Annotated in this window: 16 protein-coding genes; 9 read left to right on the top strand and 7 right to left on the bottom strand. The window is 61.2% G+C overall.

Annotated features, from left to right (window positions below):
• The coding region (locus tag AC1D1X_RS02390) for a zinc-binding alcohol dehydrogenase family protein (protein ID WP_477697775.1) at positions 1-1,020 on the top strand (1,020 nt) is incomplete at its 5' end.
• Between the two features lie 33 nt (positions 1,021-1,053).
• On the opposite strand, the gene AC1D1X_RS02385 is transcribed toward AC1D1X_RS02390, so the two are convergent.
• The 3 genes from AC1D1X_RS02385 to katG all read right to left on the bottom strand — a co-directional run bounded on the left by AC1D1X_RS02385 (position 1,054) and on the right by katG (position 4,363).
• Positions 1,054-1,569, bottom strand: a complete 516-nt coding sequence (locus AC1D1X_RS02385; protein WP_477697774.1) for an N-acetyltransferase family protein — start codon at positions 1,567-1,569, stop codon at positions 1,054-1,056.
• A gap of 90 nt (positions 1,570-1,659) precedes the next feature.
• A complete protein-coding gene (locus AC1D1X_RS02380) occupies positions 1,660-2,049 on the bottom strand; it encodes a carboxymuconolactone decarboxylase family protein (protein ID WP_477667851.1) in 390 nt (129 codons plus the stop codon).
• 103 nt (positions 2,050-2,152) lie between these two features.
• On the bottom strand, positions 2,153-4,363 hold the full coding sequence (gene katG / locus AC1D1X_RS02375; RefSeq protein ID WP_477697773.1) for a catalase/peroxidase HPI: 2,211 nt from the start codon (positions 4,361-4,363) through the stop codon (positions 2,153-2,155).
• 327 nt (positions 4,364-4,690) lie between these two features.
• Here katG and AC1D1X_RS02370 point away from each other — a divergent pair, with 327 nt between their 5' ends.
• Positions 4,691-5,314, top strand: coding sequence for a peroxidase-related enzyme (locus AC1D1X_RS02370; RefSeq protein ID WP_477667853.1), 624 nt, complete (start codon positions 4,691-4,693; stop codon positions 5,312-5,314).
• A gap of 82 nt (positions 5,315-5,396) precedes the next feature.
• Positions 5,397-6,299 carry a metal-dependent hydrolase gene (locus AC1D1X_RS02365; RefSeq protein WP_477667854.1) on the top strand — a complete coding sequence of 301 codons (903 nt, stop codon included), beginning with the start codon at positions 5,397-5,399 and terminating at the stop codon, positions 6,297-6,299.
• Between the two features lie 105 nt (positions 6,300-6,404).
• On the opposite strand, the gene AC1D1X_RS02360 is transcribed toward AC1D1X_RS02365, so the two are convergent.
• The 4 genes from AC1D1X_RS02360 to AC1D1X_RS02345 are packed head-to-tail and all read right to left on the bottom strand — an operon-like array spanning position 6,405 to position 9,197.
• Complete coding sequence (locus tag AC1D1X_RS02360) at positions 6,405-6,827, bottom strand: acyl-CoA thioesterase (protein ID WP_477667855.1); 423 nt, start codon at positions 6,825-6,827, stop codon at positions 6,405-6,407.
• A gap of 14 nt (positions 6,828-6,841) precedes the next feature.
• Positions 6,842-7,744: a DMT family transporter gene (locus tag AC1D1X_RS02355; protein WP_477697772.1), complete on the bottom strand. Its 903-nt coding sequence runs from the start codon at positions 7,742-7,744 to the stop codon at positions 6,842-6,844.
• Positions 7,745-7,747: 3 nt separating this feature from the next.
• A complete protein-coding gene (locus AC1D1X_RS02350) occupies positions 7,748-8,398 on the bottom strand; it encodes a LysE family translocator (RefSeq protein WP_477667857.1) in 651 nt (216 codons plus the stop codon).
• Between the two features lie 16 nt (positions 8,399-8,414).
• Positions 8,415-9,197, bottom strand: a complete 783-nt coding sequence (locus tag AC1D1X_RS02345; RefSeq protein WP_477697771.1) for an SDR family oxidoreductase — start codon at positions 9,195-9,197, stop codon at positions 8,415-8,417.
• A gap of 125 nt (positions 9,198-9,322) precedes the next feature.
• Between AC1D1X_RS02345 and AC1D1X_RS02340 the strand changes: the two genes are divergently transcribed.
• The 6 genes from AC1D1X_RS02340 (at position 9,323) to AC1D1X_RS02315 (ending at position 17,055) form a co-directional block, all read left to right on the top strand.
• Positions 9,323-11,008: an electron transfer flavoprotein-ubiquinone oxidoreductase gene (locus AC1D1X_RS02340; protein ID WP_477667859.1), complete on the top strand. Its 1,686-nt coding sequence runs from the start codon at positions 9,323-9,325 to the stop codon at positions 11,006-11,008.
• A 460-nt stretch (positions 11,009-11,468) separates the two neighbouring features.
• Positions 11,469-12,593, top strand: coding sequence for a UDP-glucose 4-epimerase GalE (galE, locus tag AC1D1X_RS02335; RefSeq protein ID WP_477667860.1), 1,125 nt, complete (start codon positions 11,469-11,471; stop codon positions 12,591-12,593).
• 144 nt (positions 12,594-12,737) lie between these two features.
• Entirely contained in the window at positions 12,738-13,070 is a 333-nt protein-coding gene (locus tag AC1D1X_RS02330) for a hypothetical protein (protein WP_457280159.1), read from the top strand.
• 2 nt (positions 13,071-13,072) lie between these two features.
• Positions 13,073-14,596, top strand: a complete 1,524-nt coding sequence (locus tag AC1D1X_RS02325; RefSeq protein ID WP_457280158.1) for a lipopolysaccharide biosynthesis protein — start codon at positions 13,073-13,075, stop codon at positions 14,594-14,596.
• Positions 14,597-14,722: 126 nt separating this feature from the next.
• The gene (locus tag AC1D1X_RS02320; protein ID WP_477697770.1) at positions 14,723-16,090 is read left to right on the top strand and encodes an O-antigen ligase family protein; all 1,368 of its coding nucleotides are present in this window, start codon (positions 14,723-14,725) and stop codon (positions 16,088-16,090) included.
• Complete coding sequence (locus AC1D1X_RS02315) at positions 16,087-17,055, top strand: glycosyltransferase family 2 protein (protein WP_477697769.1); 969 nt, start codon at positions 16,087-16,089, stop codon at positions 17,053-17,055. The genes AC1D1X_RS02320 and AC1D1X_RS02315 overlap by 4 nt, the downstream gene beginning before the upstream one ends.
• Positions 17,056-17,128: the final 73 nt, after the last annotated feature.

The raw sequence follows: 17,128 nt of genomic DNA, 5'->3' as shown, positions 1-17,128 counted from the left end.
GCCATCGGCTACACACAAGCCCACGCACTCAACCAGACCGGCCAAACCGGGTTGACCGACATCACCCTGCCCGACCCGACGCCCACCGGCCACGACCTGCTGGTCGAGGTGAAAGCCGTTTCAGTGAACCCGGTGGACACCAAAGTACGCGCCAGCGCGGCGCGCAGCGCTGGCTCGGATTACAAGGTGTTGGGCTATGACGCCAGCGGTATCGTGCGCGCCGTCGGCCCCGAGGTCACACTGTTCAAGGCCGGTGACAAGGTCTGGTATGCGGGGTCCATCGCCCGGCCCGGCACCAACAGCGAACTCCACCTGGTCGATGAACGCATCGTCGGCCGCATGCCGCAAACGCTGGGGTTTGCCGAAGCGGCCGCCCTGCCGCTGACCAGCATCACCGCCTGGGAGATGCTGTTCGACCGTCTCGGCATCGTGCCGGGCAAAACACCGAACAACAAAACACTGCTCATCATCGGCGCCTCGGGCGGCGTGGGCTCGATCATGACGCAGCTGGCCACGCGCCTGACCTCGYTCACCGTGATAGGCACCGCGTCACGGCCGGAAACCCAAGCCTGGGTGAAGGAACTCGRCGCCCATCATGTCATCGACCACAGCCGGCCGATTGCCGAAGAGCTCAAGCGTATCGGCATCCCCGCGGTGGACTACATCGTGGGCCTCACGCAAACCGACAGCCACCTGGCACAAATCGCCGAAGCCATCGCACCACAAGGCAAGTTCGGCCTGATTGACGACCCGGTGAAGTTCGACATCACGCTGTTCAAACGCAAGAGCGCATCCATCCACTGGGAACTGATGTTCACCCGCCCCCTCTTCGGCACACCCGACATGGTGGCACAGCACCGCCTRCTCAATGAGGTCGCCCAACTTGTCGATTCCGGCTTGATCCGCACGACGCTGACGGAAACGTTTGGTGTGATCAATGCCGCCAACTTGTGGCGGGCGCATGAGTTGGTGGAGTCTGGGAAGGCGCGGGGGAAGGTTGTGCTTGAAGGATGGGTTTGAGTTTTCTTGTTGAGGCCGGGGCTTGTTCCGGCCTTAACGCCGCAAAGTCTTGAACATCACAAACGCATCCACCAACCCCAACCTCACATGCCGAAAAGCCTCCGGCAAGGTCCCCACAATCTYAAACCCCAATCTTTGCCATAACCGAACAGCACGCTCATTCGTCGACACCACCAGGTTGAACTGCATCGCCAGAAAACCCATGGCCAGCGCTTCCTGCTGGGAGTGCTCGCACATCGCCGACGCCAGGCCTTTGCCCTGCGCTTCGGGCGCGACCACATAGCCGCAGTTGCAGACATGCGCACCCAGCCCCGGCTGGTTGGGTTTGATGAAGTAGGTGCCTAGCACTCGGCCGTCGTCGCTGTTCCCCTCACGCACTACATACGTCGCCCGGGGCACGTCCATCCACACCGCGTGTATTTCAGCTTCTGTGCTGTGGGGCGAAAAGGCATAGGTGTCGCCTGCTTCAAAGGTGGCGCGCAGCAGCGGCCAAACGGCGGGCCAGTCGGCCTCGGTGCAGCGGCGGATCAAGGGCTTGGGTTCATTCATGGCGGATAAGGATAAAAGTTATTTGCTATATTTTTAGTAGCTATACATCCATGTATAGGAAGGGCTACAACCTCAAATCGCTTACAAACCTCAAGCTTTTGGAGGCGCATCAACAACCTCGGCCGCCGTGCGAAATGCCTCGACCGCGGCGGGCAGGCCGCAATAAATGCTCGCGTGCAGCAGCACTTCCTGAAGCTGCTCGGGCGTCACGCCGTTGTTGAGCGCGCCGCGCACATGGCCTTTGAGTTCGTGCTGTTTGCCCAATGCCGTCAACATGGCTACGGTAATCAGGCTGCGTGTTTTCAGGTCCAGCCCCGGCCGCTGCCACACGTCACCCCAGGCATTGCGGGTCACAAAGTGCTGGATCGGCAGGGAAAAACCGGTGGCCTTGTCGAAAGCATTGGCCACAAAATCCTCGCCCATTACCTGTTTGCGGGTGGCGAGGCCTTTGTCGAAATCCTTGTCTGCGGGCTGCGTCATGGAGGCTCCTAAAAGACGAAGCGTAATGGAAAGCAAAAAAGCCCGCTCCGGTCTTCACCGGGCGGGCTTTGCCTCAATCAGGGCCTATGAGGGTCCGGCTCAATCAGGCAAGGTCGTAGCGATCCAGGTTCATCACCTTGTTCCAGGCTGCCACAAAGTCACGCACGAAGACCTGCTGCGAATCGCTGCACGCATAGACCTCCGCAATGGCCCGCAACTGCGAGTTCGAACCGAAGACGAGGTCGATCACCGTACCCGTCCATTTGAGTTCGCCCGTCGTGCGGTCGCGTCCCTCCAGCACATCTTCTGTGTCGGCAGATTTCTGCCACTTCGTGCGCATGTCGAGCAGGTTCACAAAGAAGTCGTTGCTCAAGGTTCCGGGCCGCTTGGTGAAAACTCCATGCTGGGCCTGCCCGACGTTGGCATTCAGGGCGCGCATGCCGCCAACCAGAACCGTCATCTCGGGAGCGCTCAGCGTCATCAGGTTCGCGCGATCCACCAGCTGCTCGGCTGCCCGCTGCGCCTGCCCCTTGCGGGTGTAGTTGCGAAAGCCGTCTGCGGCAGGTTCCAGCACGGCAAAAGACGCCACATCGGTTTGCGCTTGCGAAGCGTCCGTGCGGCCCAGTGAAAAAGGCACCTTCACGTCGTGGCCGGCTTTCCGTGCAGCCGCCTCGACGGCCGCGCAGCCACCGAGAACGATCAAATCAGCCAGCGAGATTTTCTTGCGGCCGGACTGCGCGCCGTTGAACTCGCCCTGGATGGCCTCCAGCACTTTCAGGACTTTCGCCAGCTCGGCCGGTTGATTGACCTGCCAATCCTTTTGCGGTGCCAGGCGGATGCGCGCACCGTTCGCGCCGCCGCGCTTGTCGCTGCCGCGGAAGGTGGAAGCAGACGCCCAGGCCGTTGTGACGAGCTGGGAGATGGAGAGCCCGGAGGCGAGGACCTTGGCCTTGAGGCCTTCAATATCCTGCTCATTGACCAGCGGATGATCGACGGCGGGAATGGGGTCCTGCCAGATCAGTGCCTCCTTCGGCACCAGCGGGCCCAGGTAGCGCGCAGCCGGGCCCATGTCACGGTGCGTCAGCTTGTACCAGGCCCGGGCGAAGGCGTCGGCAAACTCCTKCGGGTTCGCCATGAAGCGCCGCGAGATTTTTTCGTAAGCCGGATCCATGCGCATGGCCATGTCGGCGGTCGTCATCATCGGGGCATGGCGCAGCACAGGGTCATGGGCATCCGGCACGGTGGTCGCCGCGGCGGGGTCTTTGGGCTTCCACTGGTGGGCACCGGCAGGGCTCTTCGTGAGCTCCCACTCGTAGCCGAACAGGTTTTCAAAGTAACCGTTGTCCCACTTGGTGGGGTTCTTGGTCCAGGCACCTTCGATACCGCTGGTGACGGTGTGCACGCCGTGCCCGCCGCCAAACTTGTTGATCCAGCCAAACCCCTGGTCTTCAATGGTGGCGCCCTCAGGCTCGGGACCCACGTACTGGCCCGGATCGGCAGCGCCGTGGGCCTTGCCGAAGGTGTGCCCGCCGGCGGTGAGCGCAACAGTTTCTTCGTCGTTCATCGCCATGCGGGCGAAGGTCTCGCGGATGTCCCGCGCCGAACCCAGCGGGTCCGGTTTGCCGTTCGGGCCCTCGGGGTTCACATAGATCAGCCCCATCTGCACAGCACCGAGCGGGTTTTCGAGTTCGCGGTCGCCGGTGTAGCGCTTGTCGCCCATCCACTCGGCTTCAGGGCCCCAGTAAATCTCTTCCGGCTCCCAGACGTCCGGGCGCCCGCCGGCAAAGCCGAAGGTCTTGAATCCCATGGAGTCCATGGCCACGGTGCCGGCCAGAACCATCAGGTCGGCCCAGGATATTTTTCGGCCGTATTTCTGCTTGATCGGCCACAACAGGCGGCGTGCCTTGTCGAGGTTTCCGTTGTCCGGCCAGCTGTTGAGTGGTGCGAATCGCTGTGTGCCGGAGCCGGCGCCGCCGCGTCCATCGGCGATCCGGTAGGTGCCTGCGCTGTGCCACGCCATGCGAACGAAGAATGGGCCATAGTGGCCGTAGTCCGCAGGCCACCAGTCCTGCGAATCCGTCATGAGCTCATGGAGGTCTTTCACCACGGCATGCAGGTCCAGGGTCTTGAATTCCTCGGCATAGTTGAACGCCTCGCCCATGGGATCGGACAGCGATGAGTTCTGGTGAAGGATCTTGAGGTTCAGCTGATTGGGCCACCAATCGGCGTTCGTTGCGGCACCAGCCAGGGCATGTTTGCGGGCGCCACCCGAGAATGGGCAGCCGCCTTCGCTTTGCGTGTTGTGATCAGCCATGATGAGTTACCTTTGATGATTAAGTGGTGCCGAATGACGGCATGGAATTGCACTGCGGGACAGCCGGGACGCTTTGGTCAAGGCCGTGTGGGTGGGGCTGCTAATGGGGTCTCCTTTGACGGGCTTGCCAGGTGATGGCCTGTGAAGCACAGTCTAGGTTTCACTGCAAAATAATCAAAGGCAATTAAAGATATTTACCTAATAGTTTTTATCAATTGCATCTGTTTTGGCTTCAATTCCCCAGCGCGACCTGACGGGTAATCTTGCAGTTACGCTTGGGTCCGAGTCACTTATCGAGTCACTTATAAAGCCTTTGAAGGAACCCTCATGACCAGCCCCAAAACCGCCGGCACAGCACCCCGGTACCCTGCTCCCGAACTGAAGGACCTGCCGGAAGACATCAAAGCCAAAGTACTGGAGGTGCAGGAAAAAGCCGGCTTCGTGCCCAACGTATTCCTGGCGCTGGCGCGCCGCCCTGCCGAATGGCGTGCCTTCTTCGCCTATCACGATGCGCTGATGCTCAAGGAAGAAGGCTCCAACCCCAACGGCAGCCTGACCAAGGGCGAGCGCGAGATGATCGTCACCACGACGAGCGCCGCCAACAAATGCCTGTATTGCGTGGTGGCACACGGCGCCATCCTGCGCATCTATGAAAAGAAACCGCTGGTGGCCGACCAGGTGGCGGTGAACCACCGCAAGGCTGACATCACACCACGCCAGCGCGCCATGCTCGACTTTGCGATGAAGGTATGCCTGCAAGCAGACCAGATTGAAGACAGCGACTTTGAAGCGCTGCACGGCCACGGCTTTGACGATGAAGACGCCTGGGATATCGCGACCATCACGGCTTTTTTTGGGCTCTCCAACCGCATGGCGAGCTTCAGCAACATGCAGCCCAACCCCGAGTTCTACCTGATGGGCCGTGTGCCCAAGCCGCCCAAGGCCGCCTGAAACCGCTCAGGCGCGAATCACGCCCAGGACCCTGCGCACCCGCTATGCTCATGAATCAGCCTTCTCACAAGACTTAAAAACCATGGCACCAGACGCCACATCCACCGCCTCGACATCTTCTACCCCATCAGCCGGCGCTTACGGCCTGACCGTGCGCAAGCTGGAGATCGACCTGAGCGATGGCTTTGACCGCCACTGGTTTGGCGGCGATGCCTTCCTGAGCCAGTACCACAACGCCTTGTCGATGAGTTTTCCGGTCGGCGAGCAGTCGTTCATCGAGGCCGTGCGCGACTGCGCCAAATTGCTGCCTCGCACGCCAGAGCACGCGCTGCTGCATGAAGCCACTGCACAGTTCATCGGCCAGGAGGCTACCCACCGCCACATCCACGGCCTGTACAACGCACAGTTGGAGAGGCAGGGCCTGGTCAACCGCTGGCAACACTGGGCCACGGCCCGCATTGACTTTGCCAAAAAACGCGGTGTGGCGCCCCACCACTTCCTTGCGGTCACGGCAGCCTACGAACACCTTACGGCGGTGCTGGCCGACTACATGCTTCGCCACGGTGACGCGCTGGACCATGCAGACCCGAAGATGCAGACCCTCTGGCGCTGGCACGCAGCCGAAGAGACCGAGCATCGCGCGGTAGCCTACGACCTGTACCAAGCGCTTGGCGGAAACCACGCATGGCGCGTGCGCTGGTATGTCTACGCGCTGCTGCTGTTTTCCTGGGACTCGGGCCGGCAAACGGTGCTGAACCTCTGGCATGACGGCACGCTGTTCAAACCAGGCACCTGGTGGAGTGCGATGAAATTTTTCTGGGGAAAAAATGGCGTTGTGTGGCGCTGTACCGCCCCGCTGCTGACCTACTTCAGGCGGGACTTCCACCCCGACCAGGAAACTGTTGCTGAACCCGGCCAGCAAACCCGCGCCATTGCCCAGCGCTGGTTGAAAGAGCACGCGGACAGCTTTCGCACAGTTCGCTGAAGCTTTGCTGCGATGCTGCAGCACCCATATGTCGCCAGGATTGCTATCTTATTGATAGCTGTTTGCGCATGACCTGATTAGGCCAGCGGGATTTTTCTTTCAGAATTACGCTTCAACCAGCTTGCGCATCCACTCGGGCAGGGCTTTGGCTTTTTGTGCCGGAAAGTCCACCCAGATGGTGGTGGCGCCGCCCGCGGCGCAGATCACGCCCGGCGTATCCGCGCGCTCCATGGTGGCCCAGCTTTCAAAGGTGGTGCGGCCAGGGTCGCTCACGTACATCTTCATCAGCACGTCGCCGGGGTATTCCAGCTGCTTGTAGAAATTGCAGAAGGCATTGACGATGACCGGGCCTTCCCCCTGAGGGTCGGGCTTGCAGCCAATGCCGTACATCCAGTCGATGCGGATGGTTTCGAGATAACGGAAGTAAGTGCCGTTGTTGAGGTGGCCCATCGCGTCCATGTCACCCCAGCGGATGGGGATATGCATCTCGTGGACCAGCTTTTTCTTTTCGGGAATTTCAATTTTCATGATGCCAATTTCCCCTATCGATGAGCCCTGATGGAAGCCAGGATTCCCAGTGTGAACAACACGCAGGCAGACAGTTGTACCAGTGTGGGCCAGTGGCCATCCCAGGCAAACGAATACAGCAGTGCAAAAATGGTTTCACTCACGATGAGCTGCCCGCACAGGCTGGCGCTGAGCCGCTGGCTGGCCATGTTCCACAAAATTGTCGCCAGCCAGGTGGAACCCAGACCGGCCAGGACACACAGCAGCACGAACACACCACGGTCTTCACGGCCAGCCAGCACGCTTGCGTTCGAACCCGCAAGCAGCCACATCAGCAATGCCCCGAGGMCGGTTGCCACACCCAGCCAGTTGGCCCAGTCGGTGGCGTTGACTTCAGGGTGCCGCTTGAGCCAGGCTGAATTCAGGATCGCAAAAGCCGTCCAGCACACCAGCGAGGCCGACACAAACAGCATGCCGCGCCAGAAATGTGTAGCCGTTCCCTCGCCGGCCTCGTGGGTGGAACCCATCATAAGTGCCAGCCCTGCCAAGGTGAGCGCCAGGCCGGGCAGCAGGGAAGCCCAACGCAGGCCTTGCGGCTTGCCCAGCAACATGACCCAGATCGGAATGGTGCCGATCACCAGCGAAGGCACTTCGGTGCCGGCGTCGCGTATAGCCAGCACCAGCAGCAGGTAGTAGCCGCTGAACCCGAGAATGCTCATGACCAGAGCGGCCCACGCCTGCCGCGCTGTGGGCAGGCGGCGGGTGCGCCATCCCGCCAGCATCACCAGCAYGGCGAACACGCCGTACACCGCAAAGCGCCCGGCCGTCAGGTCAATGGACGAATAGCCGCCCACGCCCATGTCGAGCATGCGCGGCGCCACAAACACCAGGCCCCACAGCGCGCCCGCCGCGAGCCCGGCCAGAATGCCCGTCAGCATCCGTCAGGCAGTGTGCGCAGTGGCTACCAGGCGCAAACCTAGCAGCCCCATCGCACCGGCGGCGGTGCGGTCTACCGCAGCCTTGCTGCGCAGGTAGGCTGCGCGCGGCACAGCGGAAGACAAAACCACCGCCACCACGGCATACCAGCCGGTTTCCATCACGAGTACACCCACAAGCACCAGCAGGGCTGCGGGCAAGGGAAACTGCGCTGGCAACAGGGCCGCGAACACGCTGCTGTAAACCACCACGATCTTCGGGTTGCTCAGCTGCGTCACCAGCCCCTGGCGAAACGATTGCAACACCGTGCGACGCGAGGCGCCCTTGTCATCGCCGCTCATTTCCAGCGGCTGGCGCGCGCCGCGCCAGATATTGAAGGCGATCCACATCAGGTACAGGCCGCCCACGACCTTGAGCGCCATGTAGACACCAGGCAAGGCGGCCAGCAACGCCTGCAGCCCGGCCAGCGCCAACGCGGCAAACACCAGCGCCCCCAGGCCCATACCCACCGCGGCAGCCAGGCCGTCAGCGCGTGAACGCGAAACCGCGATGCGCGCAACCTGCACAAAACTGGGGCCCGGGCTGACCACGCCCGCCAGCAAGGCCAGGAAAATAAGGCCTATCGGGCCGAGGTAAGGGACTACCGAATCCATCATGTTGCTCTCCAGAAATTCATACGCCAAAACCGTCATCCGCCGCTATCACCGCGCCGTTGACAAAGTGGCTCTCGCCACTGGCCAGCATCACCAGCAGTGCATCCAGGTCTTGCGGTTTGCCGATGCGCTTGCGCGGCAACATCTGCACCAGCCTCTTGCCCTGCTCGGTTTCCCAATGGTGGTGGTTGATCTCGGTGTCAATATAGCCGGGGCAGACGGCGTTGACGTTGATGCCGAACTTGCCCCACTCCAGCGCCATGGCTTTGGTCATCTGCACCACGGCGGCCTTGCTCATGCAGTACACGCCSATCTGCGGCAGTACGCGCAAGCCGGCCATGGAGGCGATGTTGATGATGCGGCCGCCGGCATAGTTGCCGGGCCCGGCACCGCGCGAACGGGCCAGCATGCGCTTGCCGACTTCCTGCGCCACGAAGAAGGCGCCCTTCACATTGGTGTTGAAGATGAAGTCATAGTCTTCCTCGCCGACGTCCTGGATGCGCTGTGTGGTGCTCACGCCGGAGTTGTTGACCAGGATGTCGATGGGGCCGACCTCCGTTTCAGCATGGGCCACGCCGGCCTTGATGCTGGCGTGGTCGGTCACGTCGAGCTCAACCACATGCGCATCGCCACCCGCAGCCTCAATCTGCGCGCGCAGGTCCTTGAGCTTGTCGAGCCTGCGGCTGGCCAGCACCACGGCCGCGCCGGCACGGCTCAGTGTTTTGGCGAACTGCGCACCCAGCCCGCCGGATGCACCGGTCACGAGAGCGACACGCCCCGACAGATCAATGCTGTAAGCCATTAGAGGCTCCTCTCTCAATTTAAACCGTACAAAAGAGAACGACCGTTCGCATCGCCGCATTCGCGACATAAAATCCAACGCGAGACCGACAATCCTTCCTGAAAATCATTATCAGCGAGTCCCCGATGAATACCCAAGAAATTCTGGCCCAGTTCGGCCCGCGCGAAGCAATGGAATATGACGTGGTCGTGGTGGGCGGCGGGCCCGGYGGGCTGGCTACCGCCATTCGCCTGAAACAACTGGCCGCAGAAAAAGCCACGGACATCTCCGTGGTGGTTCTCGAAAAGGGTTCCGAACCCGGTGCCCACATTCTTTCGGGTGCGGTGATGGACCCCAAGGCATTGACCGAACTGATTCCGGACTGGAAAGCGCAAGGCGCGCCATTGAACCAGCCTGTCACCGCCGACGAGGTTCTTTTTCTCAGCGAGAAAAGCGCGATCAAGACGCCCGCCTTTTTTGTGCCGGACTGCTTCCAYAATGAAGGTAACTATGTCATCAGCCTGGGCAATGTGGTGCGCTGGCTGGCGCAGCAGGCAGAGGGCTTGGGCGTTGAAATCTTCCCGGGCTTCGCGGCGGCCGAAGTGCTCTACAACGACGACGGCTCCGTCAAGGGCGTGGCCACCGGCAACCTCGGCATCGGCAAGGATGGCCAGCCGACCGACAACTTCCAGCTCGGCATGGAACTGCACGGCAAGTACACCGTGTTTGCCGAAGGCGCGCGCGGCCACCTGGGCCGCCAGCTGATCAACCGCTTCAAGCTCGACGAAGACAGGGACCCGCAAGGCTACGCGCTGGGAGTGAAAGAACTCTGGGAAATCGACCCGGCCAAACACAAGCCGGGCCTTGTGATCCACACTGCCGGCTGGCCCATGGACAGCCAGACCTACGGTGGCGGTTTCATGTACCACCTGGAGGACAACAAGGTCACGCTGGGCATGGTCACCGGCCTGGACTACAGCAACCCCTACCTCAGCCCGTTTGAAGAGATGCAGCGCTGGAAGACCCATCCCAGCATCAAGGCTTACCTCGAAGGCGGCAAGCGCCTCAGCTACGGCGCGCGCGCCATCACCGCAGGCGGCGCGCTCAGCCTGCCCAAGACCGTGTTCCCGGGCGGCGCGCTGATCGGCTGCGAAGCCGGCTACCTCAATGCCGCCCGCATCAAGGGCAGCCACGCGGCCATCAAGAGCGGTATGCTGGCCGCTGAGGCCGCCTATGGAGCTGTCACCGCCGGCCGCCAGCACGATGAACTGGCCGCTTACCCTGAAGCCTATGCCAAGAGCTGGCTCGCGCAGGAGCTCAACCAGTCGCGCAATTTCAAGTCCTGGTTCAAGAAAGGCCTCTACGTCGGCGCCTTCATGACCGGCATCGAGCACTGGCTGTTGCCCAAGCTGGGCTTCAAGTCGCCGCCCTGGACCATCCACAACAGCATTCCGGACTACGCCAAGCTCAAGCCGGCGGCCGAGTGCACGCCCATCGTGTATCCCAAGCCCGACAACAAGATCACCTTCGACCGCCTTAGTTCGGTTTTCGTCTCCAACACCAACCACGAAGAGCACCAGCCCGCGCACCTGACGCTCAAGGACGCGAGCGTGCCGGTGAGCATCAACCTGGCCCAATACGCCGGCCCCGAAAGCCGCTACTGCCCGGCCGGTGTCTACGAGTTCGTAAAGAACCCCGACAACTCCGACCGCCTGCAGATCAACGCGCAGAACTGCGTCCACTGCAAAACCTGCGACATCAAGGACCCGACTCAGAACATCGTGTGGGTCACACCTGAAGGCGGCGGCGGGCCCAATTACAGCGGCATGTAAGCACAGCCTCTCCATCAACGAAAGCCCGGCCTCCCCCGGGCTTTTTTCATGCGATTTGCTACGCCGGGTTAATTCCCGGGAATTCAGCGCACTGTGCGAGCAGTCGCAGCAGCCCCTGATCTTTGTGACTTTTTGTCGTTTGCCGTTGGGATGCCAACTGCTCACGAACAGTTCAGCTGCCCGCCAGCTGGCGATTTGCAACCGTCATTCACAAGTGCTTACCGAACGATTCGAAACGCTTTGAGGCCAGCGTGACGGCTTCCCACGCACATATGCGGCTTACGCTGACATCCTTTCTCCACGCGTCAAAGACACTCGTAACTAGCCCCTGAAAGGGAATGGTCTGGTGATGTCTGGATGCTGCCCGTCCATGCAATCCCTCACGCGAACATGTTTCAGCAGTGTTACGCCGGCGTCGTGACCCGTATCAAATCAACCCGCTGCCATGCAGCCTTTTGCAATGACCCTGAACAAATCCAGTGTGCGACCTAGTGTGCTATTAACCGGTGGAGCCGGATACATCGGAAGCCATACTTTTGTGGCGCTGGTGAATGCCGGCTACCAGCCTGTCATCCTCGACGACTTTTCCAACAGCCATCCTGCCGTGCTGCACCGGCTGCAGCAGCTGACGGGTCAGCCCGTACCGTGCGAACGCGGCAACGTACTGGACACCGATTTTGTGGCCGGGGTCCTGCAACGCTACCACTGCGTTGCGGCCGTCCACTTTGCCGGGTTCAAGGCCGTAGGGGAAAGTGTGCAACGCCCTCTCATGTACTACCAGAACAATGTTGGCGGACTCCTGAGTTTGTTGCGGGCGATGGAAACGACGGACTGCCGGGCCGTAGTCTTCTCTTCAAGCGCCACGGTCTATGGGGACCCCGCCACCGTGCCCATCAACGAGCAGTTTCCATGCATGCCGGAGAGCCCGTATGCCCACACCAAACTGATGTGTGAAAACATCCTGGCATCGCTGCGCATTTCAGACGCGGCGTGGCGGGTCGGGGTGCTGCGCTACTTCAACCCGGTGGGCGCGCACCCCAGTGGACTGATCGGCGAAGACCCCAATGGAATCCCCAACAACCTGATGCCGTACGTCACCCAGGTGGCCGTGGGCAAACGGGCCACGCTCAATGTGTTTGGCAATGACTACCCCACGCCCGACGGCACCGGGGTGCGCGACTACCTGCACGTCACCGACCTTGCGGCAGGCCATGTGGCCGCAGTCGATGCTTTGCTGGCAAGCGGCAAGAGCTTTACGGTCAATCTGGGCACCGGCGAGGGCACCAGTGTTCTCGGTGTGGTCCAGGCGTTTGAGCGGGCAAGCGGACGGCCGATTCCTTATGAATTTGCACCTCGACGAGCCGGGGATGTCGCACAGTACTTTGCAGATGTTTCCCTGGCCGGCAGCCTGCTGGGCTGGCGCGCCACATGCACCATCGACGACATGTGCCGCGACTCCTGGCACTGGCAGCAGCGCAATCCCGAAGGCTACAGGAACACCTCTGAAAACGGTACGGACATATCCGCATCTGAGCCCATGCGCAATAGCCCGAACGGACTCATTCAGCCGGCAGTCAGCATGTGAGCAATTCAAGCCTTGCCCCAAGAATGCGCCACGCTTTTTTGAACTCAATAAATAGCATAAAGCGCGCCATGAGCCATTCGGACTATTGTCAATTGCTGCACTGCACAACAAACTCTTTTCCTGCTTTGACAGAAGGAAAACCCTATGTTTCGAACCCTGTTTACCGCCATTTTGGCCACCTGGATTGCTTCAGCAACGGCGTCTACCAACCCGCCTGCAGCGCCCGCAGCGGTGACGCCAACGGGAGCTACCGCCAAAGCGACACGTATGAAACTGCAGCCCGGCACTGAGCCCGTCAAGGTCAACACAGTCCACAGTGTGGACGCGGTGCGCAGTGGCCAATCCGGCCTGGGTGTCACGGCGGCGGGCGAGGCAGATACGGACGAATCCGGATGGCACCCTTACGGCACGCTGCTGGCCACATTGGCGTTGATGGGCGTGATTGCCGTTCGCCGCCATAAAGCAGAGAGGTCTTGAGCATGAGTGGCCTCGGCCGTCCGGGTGTTGCAGCGGTCAAATGGAGCGCCGTTTCCACAGCGGCACGCTTTGGGCTGCAGCTGGTGGCCCAGGTGATTCTGGCCCGCACCCTGGGGCCGGAGATTTTTGGCGTTTTTGCCATCGGCATGGTGGTACTGACATTCGCCACATTTGTCTCCGGTTTTGGCTTCAGCTGGAGCCTGTTGCAACGCACCACACTGAGTGACGAGGACGTCCGGTTTGCCTGGACATGGCAACTGATCGTGGGTATTGCCACCATGCTTGCCCTCTATTTTCTGGCGCCGCTGCTGTCGGCTTATTTCCGGGAGCCGCGCTCGCAATTCGTCATTGAATGGCTATCGGTGGCGTGCCTGCTGGGTGCTGCGGCAGCACCGGCTACTTACCTGCTGCAGCGTGACCTGAATTTCCGGGCAGTGGGACTGATCCAGGTCGGCAGCTATGCCGCTGGGTATGTGGCTGTTGGGGTGCCGATGGCACTGCTTGGCCAGGGTGAGGCTTCGCTGGTAGCGGCCTGGCTGGTTCAGGCGGCTGTTGTGTTTGTTGCAAGTTATGCCCTCAAGCCGCATGCGCTTCGCCCGCTGTTCTGGTATGCCGATGCAAAGTCCGCTGTCGGTACGGGACACACGGTCTTTTTGACCAATATCGTCAACTGGGTACTCAACAACCTTGACCGGGTATTGATAGGCCGGTTGCTCAACGCACAATCGCTGGGTCTCTATAACGTGGCTTACAACCTGGCCACAATGCCCAACACCTTGCTGCTGGGTGCACTTCAGCCCGCGTTCCTGGCGGCGGGCGCACGCCTGCAAAACGACCGGCCACGACTGGGCCGCGCTTATCTGCAGATGCTGGCCACCATTGTGGTGTTGGGACTCCCCGCCTTTGCGACGCTTGCCTTTCTGTCGCCCGACATCGTGCGTGTGCTTTATGGGCCCGCATGGAGTGGGGCAGCCTGGGTGCTGGGAATTTTGTTCCTCTGCATGCCGGCGTACGTCATCTGGGGACTGTCGACACCCGTGCTGTGGAACACCGGACGCAAGTACTACGAATTTGCGCTGCAGCTCCCGCTGATCGTTTTGGGCATCCTCGGTTTTTACCTGTTTGCAGGCCAGGGAATCCACATGGCTGCAGTCGTGGCGGGTCTGTTGCTGGTACTGCGCGCAGCCGTTACGGCTACGGCTGCATTCCGTGCACTGGAGCTTGGCTGGATGTCCCTGCTACCGGATGCCCTGCGCGGGTTTCTTCTTTGTGCCGCTTGCGTTTTAGGTGTGATGGCAGGTCAGCACGCGGTTGCACGGTTTGATATTCCCCTGCTCTCGCTGCTTGCCGGAAGCCTGTCCGCAGTAGTCCTGCCGGCATTGCTGCTTGCCCTGAGGCCGCAAATGCTGGGGCGGGAAACATCCGAAATGGTCATCCGGTTTGTCCCCGGACTGGCGAAGTTTTTGCGCCGCGGTGTTTCGGCACCACGTACCGATCTTTCCAATTCCCTTGAGCAGCCACTCTAAGGAGCTATCCTGGATCAACCCATCGTTATTTCGGTTCTGGTTGCCGGTGCCATTTTGGCGGCGCTTTTGGCGACGCTGGRCATGGCGGGTGCAGTTCATGTCACGTCACGCCGTGCGCACGGGTACATGCATGTCATTTTCTACGCCATCCTGGCAATGGTGGCCCTGAACAATTTCCTCTCGGGGCGCGACCTCTCCAGCAGTGCATTTAAATTGGACGAAGTTGCGGTGGTGGTGCGCCACCCGCTGGTGGCTTTGGCGCAGCCGCTGGTTTCCCTCTTGCTGCTCACGCTGGCGGGGGAACGCATCATCACGCACTGGCTTCAACGTGACAAGACGGTGCAGGCCCCCCCGGTGATGTTGATCACCTTTGTTCTTTTCTGGGCAGGCACGGTGGCCTCACCGGCTCTTCTGGGCCTGCATCCGCATGTGTCACACGATTATGTGTACCCACTGCTCATCGGCATCGCGGCGGTGCTTGCCACCAGCATCGAAAGAGACCTCGCGTTCAAGGCGGCTCGCAACGCCCTGCTGCTCTTTATGGCAGCGGGCTTGCTGCTGATCCCTTTCAAGCCAACGCTGGTGCTGGACCTCTCCTATACGCAGGGCTTGCTGCCGGGTGTACCGCGGCTGGCAGGGCTGGCCGCGCATGCGGTGTCACTCGGCATGCTGGCTCAGCTGGGCTTGTTGTGTCTCCTCGCGCGCCCTCTGCAGAGCGTCTGGCTTAATCGCCTGGCGTGGGGAATGGGGCTTCTTGTACTTTTTCTCGCTCAATCCAAAACAGCCTGGATTTCTTTTACCCTGTGCTCCGCCTGCATTCTTGCTGTACGGCAGGGGCCCGCGTTTCTGCGCCGCGCCAGTGATCCGGTGCGGCCCGAATTCGGCATCGTCTCGTTGGTGGGGTTCATGGTTGCGGTGGCCGGCGTCACGTTGGTGCTGATGTTTGGCGATATCGATGCGCGTCTGTCCAGCTTCTTTGACAGCGCCCAGGGCGCGCAACTCGCGTCCATGACCGGCCGTGATCAGATCTGGGCAATTRCCTATGACGAATGGCAGCGCAACCCTGTGTTCGGCTACGGACCCACCCTGTGGGATGTCAGTTTCCGTGAAAGTATCGGCATGCCCAATGCGACCCACGCGCACAACCAGTTTATGGACACGCTGTCGCGCTCCGGCACGGTGGGTGCCGCTGCACTGGTGTTGTACGCATTGGTGCTGCTGGTCCTGTCTATCCGCTATGCACGTGCCAGCGGCGGCCTTTCACTGGCGTTGTTCGTGGCGCTGGCACTGCGCGCCATCAGTGAAGTGCCGCTGCTGCTCTTCGGTTACGGCCCCGAGCTCACCACTCACGTGCTTTTGCTGATGACGCTGGCGGCTGCAGCGCGCGAAGCCCATGCCCGCAGAAGGCAGCCGGCAAGCTTGCCGGAAGGTGCCACGCCCCRCTTCGCCGGGAACTTCCATCCGTCCCCGGCTACCTCTCGAGCCCGACCATGAAATTTTCGATTGTCATTCCGCTTTACAACAAGGCACCGTACATCAACGACACCATCGCGTCGGTGCTGGCACAAACCTTCTCGGACTTCGAGGTCATTGTGGTGGACGACGGTTCCACCGACGGCGGTGCGGAACTGGTAACGTTCATACCTGACCCGCGATTGCGCCTGGTGCGCCAGGCCAATGCCGGTGTTTCCGCCGCCCGGAACCTGGGAATTTCGCTGGCAAAAGGCGAATGGGTTTCCTTTCTCGACGCCGATGACTGGCACCATCCCCAGTACMTGGAAACCCTCCTGTGGACGCAGGCGCGTTACCCGCAGGTCGACACGGTGGCCACCGACTTCTTGCCGGTTCCCGATACGCACACCATGTGGCCGCCGAACTGGCCAGTGCTGGCAGATCAACCGGAAGTGGAACTCATCACCGATCTGCCGCGGCGCTGGATGAGCGCGCCGTCGCTGTGCACCAGCGCGGTGTCCGTGCGAAGCGCGCGCTTGCGGCAAATGCAGCCATGCTTTCCTTCGGGAGAGTCGCACGGCGAAGACCTGGATCTATGGTTCCGTCTGGCTGAGAAAACCCCCGTTGCGCTGGTCCGGTCGCCCTTGATGGCGTATCGGCTGGCTGTGGAAGGCGGCCTGACGACATACCACCCCGACCTGGCCATGCCACCGTTTCTGGAACGCATGCGGGCACGTGCACTATCAGGGGCCATGACCACAGCACAACGCCGGTCTGCACTGTGGCTTGTGGCGCAACACGAGTTGACGCTGGCACGGCAGGCATTGGCATCCGGAAGCCGCCGTGAGGGCTTCGACTGGCTGGTGCGCGCACACCGCGCGGCTACCGGGAGACGCTGGTGGCTGACGGCGGCCATGCTTTTCATGCCGGGCCAGGTGGTGAAAAACTGGCAGCTTTGGCGCACGCGCCGGACCGTTCACACCGGCAGCCCGGCCGAAGCAGGATAAAAAAATGAACCCCAAATCACCCCGCAAAATTACCCCCCTCTGGCATTCCTGCCGGGTCTCCGTGGTCATCAAG

The organism is Polaromonas sp. P1_G4, assembly GCF_056405475.1.
This window is presented reverse-complemented; position numbering and strand designations above follow the sequence as displayed.